Annotated in this window: 16 protein-coding genes; 10 read left to right on the top strand and 6 right to left on the bottom strand. The window is 45.8% G+C overall.

All coding sequences use genetic code 11. The features are described 5' to 3' along the window. Positions 1–8 precede the first annotated feature (8 nt). Together MAQ5080_RS03780 and MAQ5080_RS03775 are read left to right on the top strand one after the other, a co-directional pair. Positions 9–374: a hypothetical protein gene (locus MAQ5080_RS03780; protein WP_067207408.1), complete on the top strand. Its 366-nt coding sequence runs from the start codon at positions 9–11 to the stop codon at positions 372–374. Positions 375–494: 120 nt separating this feature from the next. After that, positions 495–1,310, top strand: coding sequence for a CHAD domain-containing protein (locus MAQ5080_RS03775; RefSeq protein ID WP_067207410.1), 816 nt, complete (start codon positions 495–497; stop codon positions 1,308–1,310). Positions 1,311–1,396: 86 nt separating this feature from the next. Here MAQ5080_RS03775 and MAQ5080_RS03770 read toward each other — a convergent pair whose 3' ends face one another. Continuing rightward, on the bottom strand, positions 1,397–1,798 hold the full coding sequence (locus MAQ5080_RS03770) for a hypothetical protein (protein WP_067207413.1): 402 nt from the start codon (positions 1,796–1,798) through the stop codon (positions 1,397–1,399). A 214-nt stretch (positions 1,799–2,012) separates the two neighbouring features. Here MAQ5080_RS03770 and MAQ5080_RS03765 point away from each other — a divergent pair, with 214 nt between their 5' ends. From MAQ5080_RS03765 to MAQ5080_RS03730, 8 genes are all read left to right on the top strand, one after another. Beyond that, positions 2,013–2,909: a DMT family transporter gene (locus MAQ5080_RS03765; RefSeq protein WP_067207417.1), complete on the top strand. Its 897-nt coding sequence runs from the start codon at positions 2,013–2,015 to the stop codon at positions 2,907–2,909. Positions 2,910–2,920: 11 nt separating this feature from the next. Continuing rightward, the gene (locus MAQ5080_RS03760; RefSeq protein WP_067207421.1) at positions 2,921–3,199 is read left to right on the top strand and encodes a putative quinol monooxygenase; all 279 of its coding nucleotides are present in this window, start codon (positions 2,921–2,923) and stop codon (positions 3,197–3,199) included. A gap of 231 nt (positions 3,200–3,430) precedes the next feature. Next, the gene (locus MAQ5080_RS03755) at positions 3,431–3,811 is read left to right on the top strand and encodes a Gfo/Idh/MocA family oxidoreductase (RefSeq protein ID WP_067207425.1); all 381 of its coding nucleotides are present in this window, start codon (positions 3,431–3,433) and stop codon (positions 3,809–3,811) included. 122 nt (positions 3,812–3,933) lie between these two features. Beyond that, positions 3,934–4,350 (top strand): universal stress protein, encoded by a 417-nt coding sequence (locus MAQ5080_RS03750; protein ID WP_067207429.1) that lies wholly within the window; start codon positions 3,934–3,936, stop codon positions 4,348–4,350. Between the two features lie 481 nt (positions 4,351–4,831). Further along, a complete protein-coding gene (locus tag MAQ5080_RS03745) occupies positions 4,832–5,122 on the top strand; it encodes an STAS domain-containing protein (protein WP_067207432.1) in 291 nt (96 codons plus the stop codon). Positions 5,123–5,558: 436 nt separating this feature from the next. Further along, complete coding sequence (locus MAQ5080_RS03740; RefSeq protein ID WP_067207435.1) at positions 5,559–5,852, top strand: STAS domain-containing protein; 294 nt, start codon at positions 5,559–5,561, stop codon at positions 5,850–5,852. A 127-nt stretch (positions 5,853–5,979) separates the two neighbouring features. After that, positions 5,980–8,880, top strand: coding sequence for a bifunctional diguanylate cyclase/phosphodiesterase (locus MAQ5080_RS03735; RefSeq protein ID WP_067207439.1), 2,901 nt, complete (start codon positions 5,980–5,982; stop codon positions 8,878–8,880). A 239-nt stretch (positions 8,881–9,119) separates the two neighbouring features. Further along, positions 9,120–9,983 (top strand): isocitrate lyase/PEP mutase family protein, encoded by an 864-nt coding sequence (locus MAQ5080_RS03730; RefSeq protein ID WP_067207443.1) that lies wholly within the window; start codon positions 9,120–9,122, stop codon positions 9,981–9,983. A gap of 130 nt (positions 9,984–10,113) precedes the next feature. Here the strand turns inward: MAQ5080_RS03730 and trbK are convergent, their stop codons facing one another. The 5 genes from trbK to MAQ5080_RS03705 form a co-directional block, all read right to left on the bottom strand. After that, a complete protein-coding gene (trbK, locus tag MAQ5080_RS03725) occupies positions 10,114–10,521 on the bottom strand; it encodes an entry exclusion lipoprotein TrbK (RefSeq protein WP_067207447.1) in 408 nt (135 codons plus the stop codon). Between the two features lie 362 nt (positions 10,522–10,883). Further along, positions 10,884–11,618 carry a dienelactone hydrolase family protein gene (locus MAQ5080_RS03720; protein WP_067207451.1) on the bottom strand — a complete coding sequence of 245 codons (735 nt, stop codon included), beginning with the start codon at positions 11,616–11,618 and terminating at the stop codon, positions 10,884–10,886. Between the two features lie 175 nt (positions 11,619–11,793). Continuing rightward, complete coding sequence (locus MAQ5080_RS03715) at positions 11,794–12,576, bottom strand: MBL fold metallo-hydrolase (RefSeq protein WP_067207454.1); 783 nt, start codon at positions 12,574–12,576, stop codon at positions 11,794–11,796. Positions 12,577–12,680: 104 nt separating this feature from the next. Beyond that, positions 12,681–13,313, bottom strand: a complete 633-nt coding sequence (locus tag MAQ5080_RS03710; protein ID WP_231870800.1) for an ATP-binding cassette domain-containing protein — start codon at positions 13,311–13,313, stop codon at positions 12,681–12,683. Beyond that, positions 13,301–14,998, bottom strand: a complete 1,698-nt coding sequence (locus tag MAQ5080_RS03705; RefSeq protein WP_067207462.1) for an ABC transporter permease — start codon at positions 14,996–14,998, stop codon at positions 13,301–13,303. Before MAQ5080_RS03705 ends, MAQ5080_RS03710 begins: the two co-directional genes overlap by 13 nt. Positions 14,999–15,015 lie beyond the last annotated feature (17 nt).

Raw genomic sequence — 15,015 nt, 5'->3', positions numbered from 1 at the left:
AGGCCTCAATGGGGGATATTGTTGATATCAGGCAGTACTTGAGCACCCTGTCTGATAATGCTGAACTCGAGCAAGCGTTGATGAAATCACTTGATGCTCTGCCACTGACTCTGTCAGAGGAGGAGAAGCATGAGGTGTATCTGTACGCGAATGAGCTATGGACCGATATAAGAAATATGGAAACCGCATCTAAATACACCTTTACGTTGGAGGTTGCCTGCACGGATGAGCAGCGTGAAAGGATCAATACGCAGATCAATGACTGCATGCATTTCTTAATCGACCCGCGAACTAAGATGATTAATAATCTGGTGGCTGAGTTAATTATCTGCAAGATCAGAGAAATTCAAAGTAGGAAGCTGTTTACTGATTAGTCTTGATATTGGTGTAGCCACTTATAGACAGTCTTTAATTTGATCAGTACCCCGTTACAAACACAAAATCCATGTCACTGTCCTATACTCAGAAACCAGCGGCCAACAAGTAGGTTAATCATGGGCAAAAAACAATTAAAACAACACTGCGCGCAGCTTTTATCGACTATTGAAGAAAAACTCACTGATCTGTTAAAACAACAGAGCGATGACGAAACCATCCACGAGCTGCGTGTCTCGGTGAGGCGCATTACCCCCGTTTTAGAATTGTTAATTGCCCTCGAACAAGACAGTCAACACAAGAAGCGCTGGCGCAAGCATAAGCGCGTCTTCCGCACGCTATTCAAAACATTATCCGCACCACGGGACCTAGAAGTGCAAGTTAAACTGGCACAATCCCTTGCTGACCAGACTATCCAAGATTCGTCTTCACTAGCGCTCTATATTGAGCGCCTACAACAAGAAAAGCAGCGTTTGGATGGGCAACTTTTAGCGTCCGTTGCAGGGTTATTTGTGTCCGAGTCTATCGCATTTGCACGACAGAATGCGCACTTTGATGAGGTTAAGAAGAAGACTCTGCAGGCGCAGTTACAAGCGGATGAAAAGGCCTATAAACAGGCTCTGAAAGCGTCTGTGAAACAATTGAAAAAAGAGGCCGAGCACTTCCATTCAACCCGAATTCAGTTAAAGAAATTTCGCTATTTTTTAGAGTTGAACCAGGTCGCAACGCAGGTCGATGATGAGCGTCTCAAGACGCTAAAAACCATTCAAGATCACTTAGGGGATACCAATGACCTGCATATTGCCTTGAAGCTTATGGCGCAAAATCATACCGACGCGGCAGTTATCGAGCAGGTAGAGGGGCTTTATCAGGATCACTTGCAGAAGTCTGTCGCGGCCATCTTTAATAATTTGAAGCCACTTAGGTTGAAGTGATCGATCGGAAAGGTGGACGAAAGCTGTGCAAGCTTTCGTCCATTCAAGTGCTGTATTGGTTCTCAACTTGCTAGAGAACCTGCGGATTAGGCTTGTATTTGTAAATACTCGACAGGTACATGAAGAAATAAAACGGACTCCACCTGGGTAAAGGTCTTTTGCTTCTCTGCTTCGACACAATCTTCAGGCTTGCCATACAAGTGTTTGTCACGAATCGCCGAGGCAACGGCGAGTACTTTTTTGATTCGACGATTGTTGGCGTATTGGCGAAAGATACGTTGGTATCTTGGTTCACCGTAATCATTTTTCGCATGATGTTTTAAATGACGAATAAGGGCGCGATTGTACTCTAGAGCCCCTTGATGTGGATCGTCACAGATCGCTCCTTCCAGTGATAAGTATTTATCCGTCTCTGGTAAAGAATAAGAACCATCTTCCAACAGGATGTAGTCTGATGGGGTGACGAGTGGGTGTAGCGCTGCAGCCATGCTGTCATTTTCTCCATTATTATATTATTGCTTGCACTTATTAAGCTTCTAAGGTTGATAGCAACCTGCTAAGCGCAGCCGCGAGGCATTATCTATGATTTTGATCTGTTCTTAAAGTTCCTTTTTCCCTTATATGACTTGTTGATGGATTTCGATAGACTTGCAAACGTTTGATTTTCTTCTTTTAAATCATTGAAGCGGATGCCTATTCCCCATGAACGATCGCACCCACGTGTCTATTAAGGCTGAACGAAGCTCCGTTTTGACTGGGGTGATGTTGGGTATTGCCGCTATGTTGGCCTTTGCGACCCAAGATGCCTTCACCAAAATCATTGTCCAAGAAATGTCCGTTGCGCAGGTGGTGATGGTGCGTTATTGGGTGTTCGCGGTGTTTGCGGTGGTATGGGTATCTCGAACAGGTGCACTAAGACGAGCCCTGCCGACCGCCTCTTATAAGTTGCAAATACTTAGGTCACTGTTATCCCTTGCTGAGATTGCCTTGTTCAATTTAGCGTTACGCTATCTAGGATTGGCAGAAGCTCATGCCCTGATGGCCGTTTTTCCATTGGTCGTTATTGCCTTGGCAGCACCCGTGTTAGGGGAAAAGGTGAGCCTGAAATGCTGGCTGGCGGTGATGGCTGGCTTTATCGGTACCTTAGTGATTCTGCGACCAGGCTTAAGTGTGTTTGATCCTACTTCGGTCATTCCATTGTTCGCGGCACTGTGTTTTGCCGGTTACCATGTGGTGACGCGTAAGGTAAGTGGCTTAGGTGATGGCTTTAATACCAATGTGTTGTATATGGCACTGGTAGGCTGTGTCGTCACCACTGTCTTTGGTGTCTCGGCTTGGCGGGAGCCGACCCTAGAGGAATGGGGCTGGTTAACGATCATTTCCGTACTAAGTGTCGCGGCGCAGCTTCTATTAGTCAAAGCGTTGGAATATGCGCCGGCTTCTTTATTGCAACCGTTTAACTACAGTTTGCTGGTGTTTGCCACCCTTATTGGCTTATTTGCTTTTGGCGAATTTCCAGATCCTTGGACCATCATTGGCGCATCGGTCATTATTATCAGTGGACTTTATTCGATTCACGGACAAGGTAAGCGACATTAAAAGGGAACTGGATGTCCAAAATTATTCTTCAAGGCTACATTCTTGTGCCCGCAGCAGAGTTAGAGACAGTTCAGTCTGAGTTAAGAACGCATATTCAGTTAACGCTGGCTGAGCAGGGATGTCTGGCGTTTTCTGTGACGCAGTCTGCAGTTAACCCCTTACGATTTGATGTTTATGAGGAATTTGTTGATCAGTCTGCATTCGATGCACATCAACAAAGGGTTGGGAATTCGAATTGGGGCGCTGTGACAGTCAATGTTGAGCGCCACTATCAAATTTCGCAGACTTAGGTTCGGAACTAGGGGAATCATAAATGCAAGCCTACTTCCTATAGGTTTTACGATTCTTCTGACTTATCGCAATGGCGCTTGAGATTGGCGCGCAAATGCTCTGTATCCGGTGTTCTCTCTTAATATATAAGCGTATGTTATCTAATCAGCATCACGAAGTGGGTGCTGTAGTTGTTAGAAGGCAAAATCATTTTGCTTGAAGTCGATGTTTGAAAGAGGCAAGGAATAGAAATGAATTCAAATCAATTCAAAATAGCTGTCATCGGTGGAGGAAACGCAGGACTGGAGTTGTTGGACAGATTGTTCAAAGCAGAATTTGTCGACATTATTGGCGTTGCAGATCCTAACCCACAAGCCCCAGGTATTCTGTTAGCGAAAGAGCACGATATTCTGGTGACGATGGATATGTATGATTTGTTAGTTGACAGTTCTCAGATCGACATCTTGATTGATGTAACAGGGATTAAAGAAGTGCGTGATGCTTTGCGAACACATATGCAAGAAAGTGGCAATCAGCATACTGTGATCATGCACGAACGGATATCCGCGCTGCTGATTTCGCTTTTCAATGGCATGATGGTGTCTACCAAAGCCAGCGATGAGTTTTATTAGATATTGGTTAGAATGTTAACTCTGGTATGTATTTGTGGAACTTTCAATCCTCTACCATACTGAGAGTACACTCATATACCAATTGGTACAGAGCTGTCGGTTCTGGCCGAGGAGGGTTTGAAATGTACACTAAAATAATGGTGCCAGTGGACTTAGGGCACATTGATCGTCTTGAAAAGGCATTAAAAACCGCAGCGGACTTGGCGAAAACCTATGACTTACCTGTTTGTTATGTTGGAGTAAGCAGCTCAGCTCCGAGCAGCGTAGCGCATAATCCAGAAGAATTTTCTGAAATGGTGGACGCGTTTGCTAAGGAGCAGGCAGCTAAGTACGATTTAGCGAATGTGACGGCTGTGTCTTACAGCATTCCTGATCCTGCTGTTGATTTGGATGAAACACTGATCAAAGCAGAGAAAGAGAATGGTGTGGATCTTGTGGTGATGGCATCACATGTACCAGGTTTAGCTGATCATATTTTCGCATCGAATGCAGGTTATGTTGCCAAGTACTCTAAAGTATCGGTCCTCGTTGTACGCTAGGCGTTAGGTCAATGTTGCTTGGTTGTCTGTTCATAGCTGTGGATTGAGTGGTTGGGGTGGCTGGTTGTTCTTTAAACGAAAACAGTTAAGTGCCCCAAGCTTAATTCTACCAAGTCAACAATCGATAAAATTATTTTATAGGTCTTTGATTTTTAAAGCATTTTTCTATTAATTCGTAATTTTGTAATATTTCTCAGATACTATGTCAGCCAATCCATAGAACGTAGGTTAGGACATGGTACATCTCACCGTATCATTGCTTAGATTAGGCGCAATGGGCTTAATTTTGCAGGCTTCTTTATCTTTTGCTGTGGAGGAGCCTTCATCTGAAGATGATTGATAACACCAAGCCTAAGTTCACACATGTTTCATATCATCAAAATGTTACCAGTTCGTAAAATTTGCTTGATTCTTACATCTAGTCTGCGATATTGGTTAAATTATATTCACAAGAATTGATATAAACCTAGATAGGGGGAGTATGAACGTTCACCGTATTGCCTTACCCGAGAAATTTTCATTTGAAGACTATGAATGGTTTCGCAGCCAATACACTGAAGCCTTAGTCGCCAGCAAACCCGTAGAATTGGTGTGTAGCCAAGTAACGTTTTTAGACTCTGCTGCGTTGGGAATGATTGCTTCGCTGCAAAGGAATTTAAAAAATGTGACCAACTACGACCTTGTTGTCAGTGCACCTTCTAGCTATTGCGACGAGTTGTTCCAGTTAGCCAACATGTACGGAAAATACATACATTTACAGCTCCCTGCCTAGGCTGCAAATATATGTAACACGCATGCTAAATCTGTGTTGGGTCCTGCAAATCGAACACATGAATTAGCCATTTAACGCACAAAAATCCCCGCTATTATTCGTCACTTCTAATGATTTATAGAGCCAGTGTTTGCTCTCTTTTTCTATGACCTCCACGTTATCGGCTCTTTAGCGGTCCATGTCACTCCTGTGTAGCCAAACCTTCCACTTAACTATAAAGCTGAGCGATTTAAGTAAGCATCAGCGCAACAACGATTAATTGATAAAATGTTAAATATTAGAAAATTCTTATGATCCAAATTGTTTAAACACAGCGTATTAAAAAAAGATTCACAACCGCGATGAACATCGTTGCGGGTTCGTTGCAGAAATGTGTAGATATGTTGTAAATTGAATGCGCGTTTAAATAAGTGCAAGTTTCAGAGGAATGTTTTTTATGTCTGAAAAATACCGTATTGTACTGCCAGAAAAGTTCTCGTTTGAGCATTATGAATGGTTTCGCAACGAATACATGGAAGCGTTAATGTCGAGCAAACCGGTTGAGTTGGTTTGTAATCAGGTCGCTTTTTTAGACTCTGCTGCACTTGGCATGATTGCGTCATTACAAAAGAACCTAAAGGGAGCCACGGATTTCGATTTATTTGTGAGTTCACCATCCAATTACTGTGACGAATTTTTTCAATTAGCTAATATGTATGGTAAGTACATACATTTGCAGCCCTCTATCTAGGCTGAAGTTTAACCTGCGATATTTCAAGCAGAGCCGTTAAAGTTTTAATCAAGGAGAGATTTACTTTTTATAATCAGAATACCTGATTTACCGGTCTGCTTTGTGGCTCTTAGGAGTATCATTGATCATGCCGTGTCAAAGTCGAGCGTTACCTCCCACCATTGCCACGATGACGGAAGCGTTTTTATCGTCTTCCTTAGGTGCTCCATTATTCATTTTAAACCCTCTCAAAGATCTTGAGGTGGTCTTCACTAATCCACCGAGTCAACGTTATTTTGATTTGCCTGAACATCCCGCTCCTGATTGGTTTATAAACAAGTGGCCAGAAGGTCAAAGTGCAGCGTGGCGAGATGCGTTGATCCAGCGTATTGAAGCAGAGCAGAAATGTTACGAGCTGATTCCTAAATCACTGCAAAAACTGAAAAGTGCACCCCAAGAGCTGTGCTTTATGTGGTTTGAAGCCCAAGGTTTTCCTTTGATTGCTGTGGTGATGTTGAACGCCAACTCACGAACATTAAGCAACTTTGAGCCAAAAGCGATTCAAAGTGCGTTGTCTTTAGGGGACTTTTACCACTCGATTTTAGACAGCTTGCACGACTCCATCGGCTTACTTGAGTTTGATGAGAGAGGCATATTAAAGGTGGTATGGTTGAATGCACGGGCCATGCGCTATGTGGCCCCTCATCAAGATGTTGAGGGACAGCCAGTAGTTGCTTTCCTTTATGACTCGATCAAACAAAGTTGGTTAGACTTTGAATCCTCACTAATGAGCAGTGATGAAAGTATTAGCTGCAGTTTTATGCTTGGCGATCGGCCAGGGGATAACGTCTGTGAGATTCATTTTCACCCCGTTGCTCTAAATGGAGCCTCCCAGAAAAAACAATTTATAGCAACGTGGCATAACGTCACCAAGCACTATGAGCAGGAGACTGTTGAAGCTCAGCAGAAGCAGGATTTTTATAATTTAATCGAAAATGCCCCTGACGTGATTGTTCGCTATGACGTTGAAGGCAGACGTACGTATGTTAATCACGCTTTTGAGCAAGCGACGGGAGTATCCCGTGAAGCCGCTATTGGTAAACGCCCCCTTGAATTGGCTGGTATTGGTGACAGTGCGGCCCATGTGCAACGCAATATCCTAAAGGCAGCGAGTACCGGTGTGCCAGTCATTGAGCGACTTGTGGTAGATGTTGTCGGCGCTGAAGATGTGATTCACGAAGTGCGTTGTATCCCAGAGTTTGACAAGTTTGGAGGTATTATTGGGGTGCTTTTAATTGCACGGGATTTTACCGATGAAGAGCGTGCGATTCAGCAAACAAAAAATAGCGAGCGCCAGTTTCGCACGCTAGTTGAAAACTCCCCTGACTTTATCTGTCGCTACGATTTGCATGGCAAAATGCAGTACACCAACCCTGCCTTGAGTGCACTGTTTGCTTGCCCAGTAGAAGACATGCTGGGTAAAACACCGACTGAATTGAACACCTATTTGTATCAGCATTTTGGTGACCAAGTCCCCAGCTCGGTCACCCTTTTAGAGGAGGCTCTAGCTGATGTGATTCGAACTCAGGCAAGTGCTGAATGTGAACTGTCGATTCCGACTGCAAGAGGGCTGGTCCACAGCAATATTTCACTGACACCGGAGTTTAACTTAGAAGGAGAGTTTTGTTCGGTGCTGGTGATAGGCCGAGATTTAACGGAGCTTAGAGAATACCAAGATAAAGCCAACTATTTGGCAAAATACGATCCGCTAACGGGGCTACCCAATCGCAGTAACTTACTCAACAAGGTCACCTCACAATTAATACAGTCACCAACCAATCCTCATAAGTTTGGCTTTTTGGCGCTGGGGGTCGATCACTTTAAAAGCATTAACGATAGCTTGGGGTATGAATACGGAGATCGGGTGCTGACCGCCTTAGCGACAAGGCTGCAAAGCCTGGTTTCGAACGCTTCCTATTTAGCTCGGATTGGTGCCGATGAATTTGGCGTCTTCGTATCTCCCGTGTCAGACCGCCATAGTTTTAGTCTTGAAGCCGGCAGGATCAGCGAAGCCTTGTCTAATCCTTTGCTTATCGGAGGGCGAGAAGTACAGGTATCGGTCAGTATTGGGGCTTGTTTGTACCCGGATGACGCGCAAGATCTTGATGACCTTGTCCGTTATGCTGACTCAGCGTTATTTGCTGCAAAATCCTCTCAACGGGGCAGTATACGCTTTTATTCCCATGACCTAACGGCACGAGCTAGGGAGCGTATGGAGTTTAGGAATTCGCTGCGTGCTGCAATGACCAATAAGGAGTTTTGCGTATATCTACAGCCTAAAATTCGTCTTAGCGATGGCAAAATGATGGGAGCAGAAGCCTTGGTACGCTGGCAACACCCGACACGGGGTCTTATTACACCGGATCATTTTATTCCGGTGGCGGAAGAGTTAGGGCTGATTTCTGCAATTGATATGCAGGTACTGAGCATACTTTGTCGTTACTTAGAGGTATGGCAGCCGCATCTCGTGCCGGAGCAGCGTTTTGCGGTCAATCTTTCCGCACTGCAGTTTAATCATGAAGACTTGGTTCAGACCATTTCCGATACTTTGCAACAAAACCGTTGCGGTACCGAGCATTTAGAATTGGAAATCACCGAAGGCGTCCTGCTGGTGCATTGTGAACACTTAGCCAATAAGATCCTACAGTTGAAACAAATGGGTTTTACCTTGGCGCTGGACGACTTTGGCACCGGTTATTCCTCGCTGAATTATCTATCACGCTATCCCATTGATGTGCTGAAAATCGACCGGTCCTTTATCACCGATATGAATACCTCGAGATCGAGCCAAGTGTTGGTGAAAACCATTGTCTCGATGGCGCGTAATCTGAATATGAAAGTTGTTGCCGAAGGGGTAGAAGACGAGCAGCAATCTGCGTTGTTGCAAAGTTATGATGTGGAGTTAGCGCAAGGTTACTTATTCTCTAAACCGATTCCGATAGAGCAATTTGCGCAGTGCTACAATCTGCCTGAAATCATTAACGACTAGTCGCTATTGGTGCTACTTGTAGCGACAAATATCACTGTTTTGCTAATTTTGAACAATTAGTTAGCATTATCATTTTGGTAAATTTCCAACATAACGGTGGAATCATGCTTTTGAAAGTTTGATTTCAGCCAAAGTGGTGACGAAATGTTGTTAATTTAGTTAGAATCCTTCCGTTTTTATCTGCTTGCCTATTTCCGACTAATCACGCCGAAAATTAGGCCGTTTTTAGGAGTCTACCTATGGCCACCCCATCTCAACACGATTTACGTAAAGATTTTCGTGCTTTGCTTGAAAGTGATAACTGTTACTACACAGCTTCAACCTTTGACCCCATGTCTGCGCGTATTGCAGAAGATTTGGGTTTTGAAGTCGGTATTTTAGGTGGCTCTGTGGCATCGCTGCAGGTCTTGGCTGCTCCTGATTTTGCCCTGATTACCCTAAGCGAGTTTGTCGAGCAGGCGACGCGTATTGGCCGAGTGGCACGCTTGCCTATCATTGCGGATGCCGACCATGGCTATGGTAATGCTTTGAATGTGATGCGAACTATTACCGAGCTTGAACGGGCGGGAGTCGCTGCGTTAACCATCGAAGATACCTTGTTACCAGCCAAATACGGTCATAAGTCGACAGATTTGATTCCATTGGATGAAGCCGTGGGCAAAATTGAAGCGGCGCTGGAAGCGCGCATTGATCCGACCATGTCTATTATTGCCCGTACCAATGCCGGCCAACTGACAACAGAGCAAACCATCGAGCGTGCCAAAGCGTACCAAGCCGCCGGTGCAGATGGGATCTGTATGGTAGGGGTGAAAGACTTTGCACACCTTGAAACCATCAGTGCGAACGTTAGTGTGCCATTAATGCTAGTGGCGTACGGTAACCCAGAATTAAATAATCGCGAGCGCCTAGCAAAAAATGGTGTGCGAATTGTTGTTAATGGTCATGCGGCGTATTTTGCAGCGATCAAAGCAACCTATGATTGTTTACGCGAACAACGTGGCATTGCCGAAGGTAAATTAAATGCCTCCGAATTATCTGAGCGTTATTCTACCCTTGATGAAAGCCGTGTATGGGCAAGTAAATTTATGGATGTAGAAGAGTAAGATAAATAATGGGTAAGGTATTTATCAGTATATTGTAAATAAAAGCCGGCTTAATCTTTTTAATAGAATAAGCCGGCTTTTTATAATTAGTAATGCACGTCCCTGTGCTAGGCTTCCTAAAACCAGTCAATTAGTTGTTCGTTGCGCTGTCGATTTCATCAGCGGCTTCGTTTGCACCATCCTGCACAGCATCTACGCCATCTTGCCAAGCATCGCCTGCGGCATCAGCACCGTCTTCCAGCGCTTCCACAGAAGAGTCATAGGCTGACTCAGCCGCTTCTTGGCTATTTTCAAGCATCTCTTGAGCATTGTTTTGGCTTTGTTCTAACAGGTTAGAAGCCGTTTCCTTACCTTGCTCAATACGGAAGTCGAAGCACTTATCTGAGAATTCTTCACGAACTTGGCCATCCTCAATTTGTTGGATGTTGGCTTGAGTACAGTTCTCTTCGTTCACATCCGGCATCTTTTCGCTGCAAGCAGTCGTAAACGCGGCAACGGCTACTAGGCCTGCGATGTATTGTGGCTTGATCATTTTCATAGTGCTTCCCTCGATTAACATTCTAAGTGTATTGAATAAAAGCTAATACTTTTCACTCCATTAAAAATATTAGATTGCCGTCTAACTCATAATTAAAAACGTGCGTTTCTTGTTGCTTTTAATTAATAGAGTTTAATGCTCTGCGCATTTCTCTTTGCGCCTTGTTGATGGTGCTAATATTAATTCTGGCGTAATTATTATCAATTCAAGTATTTGTAAATTTCGTCACTTGGTAACTTTTTGCATCATTGTTAAAAAAGTAAAGCGTAACTGTAAAGATGCAGTGCTGGCGCATGTTTGTGTGGGGTTAGGCGAAAAAAAAGCCCTTTAAATAGGACTTTTTGAAAGGTTGTCTTTACACTTTATAAAGTGCGGCGAAACTGATCAACGGCCAGTTTGTAGCAATACAAAGCCAACTCAGCATCGTAACGGTCACCTTCATCGCGCATAAAGGCGTGCTGGGCGTTCAACTCATGCCAGGAGAAATTGCGTTCGGTATCGATCAGTTTCTGATAAATCTTCTGACGACCTTCGGTTGAGACGTGAGGATCTTGCTTGCCCCACACCATGGTAATTTCACCTTGAATATCACCTGTACGAGAGAAGCTGTCATTGCCGGCTGCACAAGGCAGGGTATTCGAGTGGATATCCGTTGCATAGAGGCAGAAAGTCGACAAAATGCGTGGGTTCAACGCAGCACGAAACGCCAGATGACCGCCGATACAGACGCCCATCACACCAAACTTGCCACTGCAGTAGGACTGCGGCTCGAAAAACTCGATCATGGCCACGGTATCACTGTCATGGCTCTCTAGCGACTTGGTAAATTTATCGTTATTGCCTTTGTCTTTGCCGGCATCGTCGTAAGCCAGCACAGTGCCGATCGGGTTTAGCTCATGAAATACTTCTGGCACCACCACTGAAAAACCATGGCCAGCTAGGATTCGGGCGGAACGTTCGATGGGGGCGGTGATTTGGAAAATTTCAGAATAAAAAATCACACAGGGGAATTGGCCCTCTGCCTGAGGACGGTAAACGTTGCAACGCATGGTGCCAGTAGCGGTCGAAATATCGACGATTTCAGTTTGGGTAATCATGAAGATCTCTTTTAACAACAATGGGGATCAAGGGGCCATGATAGAGGATACCTACCCAGATGAGTAGGCTTCTGAGCTTGATCTGGTGTATCCGTGTGACTTTCAAAGCAAGCCAATGGCGAAATGTAGAGTCAAGCGACGCCTTGTTGCGGACTGTATTCATTTAACCTTGATGCTAGGTGAGCTTATGTTGCTGCACTTGTGCAATGACAGGCGTGGTGGCATTGAGATCAATATGCAGGCCGTCGTAGGATAGAAACACATTGTCTTGCTGTGCTATCGCATCAGTTAGGGCAGGCAGTTCCTCGTCATAACAGTGGTACAGCCCCAACGAGGATAGATCTAACTGCTCAGCCAGTGCTAGGCAGCTTTGCACATCGCCATGGGAGGCGTCATCAGCTAATGATGTAGCCACGGCGCATTCTTGGAAAGCCAAATCTGCGTTCTGCATAAGGTTAATCGTGGCTGGTGTCGGGCGACCGTCGCCGCTGTAAAACAAAACTCGTTGGTCGACTTCAATACGCAGGCTTAAATTACTCTGTCCATGTTGAGTGGCCGCACTGGACAGGTGCCAGTTACGCCAAGTCCAATGATCATGGATATCTTGCCAATCGATGTCAAAGCCTATCTCGGCCTTAGGAAACGTTGCTAGGGCCGTGAGTTGTTGCAGCATTGGGCGATGTTCCGCTTGGCAGTAAATTGTCAGCGGTGCTTGTCGACCGAAGCTTTTCCATCGATTTAACAACGCTGGTAAGCCAGCACAATGGTCAGGGTGAATGTGGGTGAAATACATCACCTCGATGTCATTGATGCTCAGATCCCGCTGCCACAAAGCTCGTGGAACGGTGGGGCCGCAATCGATCAACCAGCGCTGCTGCTGACTATCTGTTACCAAAAGGGAAGAGGTGTTGCGCGATACGGAAAACGCACTACCACTGCCTAATACATCGATTTCCATAAGACTCCGTTCGTTTAGTGCAGGTGCTAGGTTGTATGGTGTGTTAAAGCATCATTGCAAAGGGCTTACTGATCTTAAAAGAAAAACACGCCTTGATGCATGGCTTATATTGCCTGCAACTGAATAATTTTTGATGCGAGCTCTTGCGCATCCTCTTCATCATGGGTGACTAAAATAGCCGGGATATGAGCTTGCTCAATCGCGTCTTTGACTAACTGTCGCATGTCTTGGCGTAATGTTTTATCCAGCTTGCTAAAGGGTTCGTCCAGTAACAGTGCGGCAGGTTTGGCAACTAGAGTACGCATCAGAGCGAGTCGCGCTTGCTGCCCGCCTGATAGTTGCTCGGGTAATCGCGCTTCCAGGCCTTGTAAACCTATGTCCTGCAAATGCTGCTGAGCAGTATGGTAGCGCTGTTGGTTGCTGCCCCCTTTGGGCATGGCAAACAGCAAGTTTTCGGCGACCGTCATATGGGGAAACAACAATGGATGTTGCTGCAGTAAGCCGAGGTGTCTTTGCTCAGGGGGCAAGTGTGCAAGTGAGTTGCCGTTGAGTACGGCTTTCCCTCGACCTTCTAGCTCTGGGGTTAAGGTGCCGGAAAGGTATGCCAACAAACTGGACTTGCCGACACCGCTCGGGCCCATTAACGCTAAAATCTGTCCAGCAGCAACCGAGGCTGTAATGGGGGCAATCAATGGTTGTTGTTGACGTACTATTTGTAGGTCGACTAATTCGAGCACAATGATCTCCTGAATGCTAAACGCCATCTGGTCCAATAGCGTGGGATTAGGGTGGCCAGCATAAAACAAATTAACGGTAATATGGCTTGTGCAAACGCTAACACGCTGACTAATTTTCGATCACCAGAGGAGGCTCGAGCCACGGCCTCGGTGGTCAAGGTATTGATACGGCCTTCCCCAGCCAAAAGTGTAGGCAAATATTGCGCCATGCTAACCGCGAAGCCAATGGCCAAAGCCGCCGCTAGAGGCGCTTTGAGTAGCGCAAGTTTGATCGTCAGATAGTTGCGTATTGGGGTAAAGCGTAATCGGTTAGCTTGCTCTAAATACCCTTGTTCAAACGCTAAATAGGGCGCCTTTAGGGTCAAGTAGATATAGGGCAGGGTGTATAGCACATGCACAGCCAGTACACTGAGCCAAGTGCCACTCCAATCAAAATACAAAAGCCCCACTTGGATACCAAACAGTAAGGTCACTTGTGGCAGTAACACCGCGCTAAACAGCAGTGCCACACTGATACGGGATCGTCCCTTCGCTCGCTCAAACTCGATCAGTACCAATGCCATCAATAGCCCGATAAAGGCGCTTGCAATAGCCAAACTAAAAGATTCAGCGGTTAAACTGATGAGACGGTCACCTGCACGGTTCAGATTGTCCAGGGTCCAACGATTGGGCCACGCATCTGGAAAGCGCCAACGCTTAGTAAACGCCCAAATGGGCAGCAGTAATAGACTTAATAAAGTCATCAACAAGGTTAGTCCTGCTGCGCTTGCCCCGAACCAAGTCCAGTAGCGTAACCAGGATTGTCGCGTGCCAAGGGTACTGAAATGATGACGTAGTTGGTTTAATAGGCGATAAAAGAGCAGCCAACATAGAATCGAAACGGCCACCATGGAGGCTAATACTAATGCGGCGGCACTGGCTTGACCGCGTAATACTAAGTTGGGGTCGTTAAACCAACGCAATAAGGTGACCGCTAAGGTCGATGGTGTATTCGGGCCAATGATGCTGGCCACATCGACCACTGTCATATTAAATGCTAGCACCATAAAAATCGGCAAGCGCAGTAAAGGGAATAGCTGCGGCAAGAGGGTAAAGTGCCAAGCCGTTAGCCGTTCATAGCCTAATAGGCGAGCCGCTTGCAGTGTCTGTTGCGGCTGTAATTGGCTTAATGCCGCGCCCATGGCAAACATCAGGTAGGGCATTTCCTTGATGACGAGGGCGATGATTAAAGCGACACCTTCGGGGTCTTGCACCGTGATCCAATTAGGTGGTCGCTCAAAACCACTGAGCCAAGGGCTGATTAGGCGCACAAGCCAGCCAGATGGGGCGAGCAGAAACAGAGCGCCTATGGTGATGCTGGCATGAGGGATGGATAAAATAGGGGTAATGGCACTTTGCAGGCGGGTAAACCAAGGCTTTTCAAAACACACCATGATCAGGCTGCTGGCAAACCAGTAAGATAATAGCGTCGCCAGCACACCTGTGCTCAGGCTAAGGCGTAGTCCTGACCAAAACTCAGGCTGTTGCAACAGTTGCTGCCAATGACCAAGGTGAAACGACACTTGGCCAAGGGCAGGGTCGTAGCCAAAGCTGGGTAATACCACCCCCAAAAGGCCCGTCAGCAATGGCAGGCCAATCACGCCGAGAATGAGGTAATAGAGGGTGCGGTTAAAGCTTGAATACATGCTTAAGATGCATTCCG

It is taken from the genome of Marinomonas aquimarina (assembly GCF_900089755.1).
GTDB lineage: Bacteria > Pseudomonadota > Gammaproteobacteria > Pseudomonadales > Marinomonadaceae > Marinomonas > Marinomonas aquimarina.
Note: the sequence above shows the minus strand (reverse complement) of the source record. Positions and strands in the feature narration are given on the sequence as shown.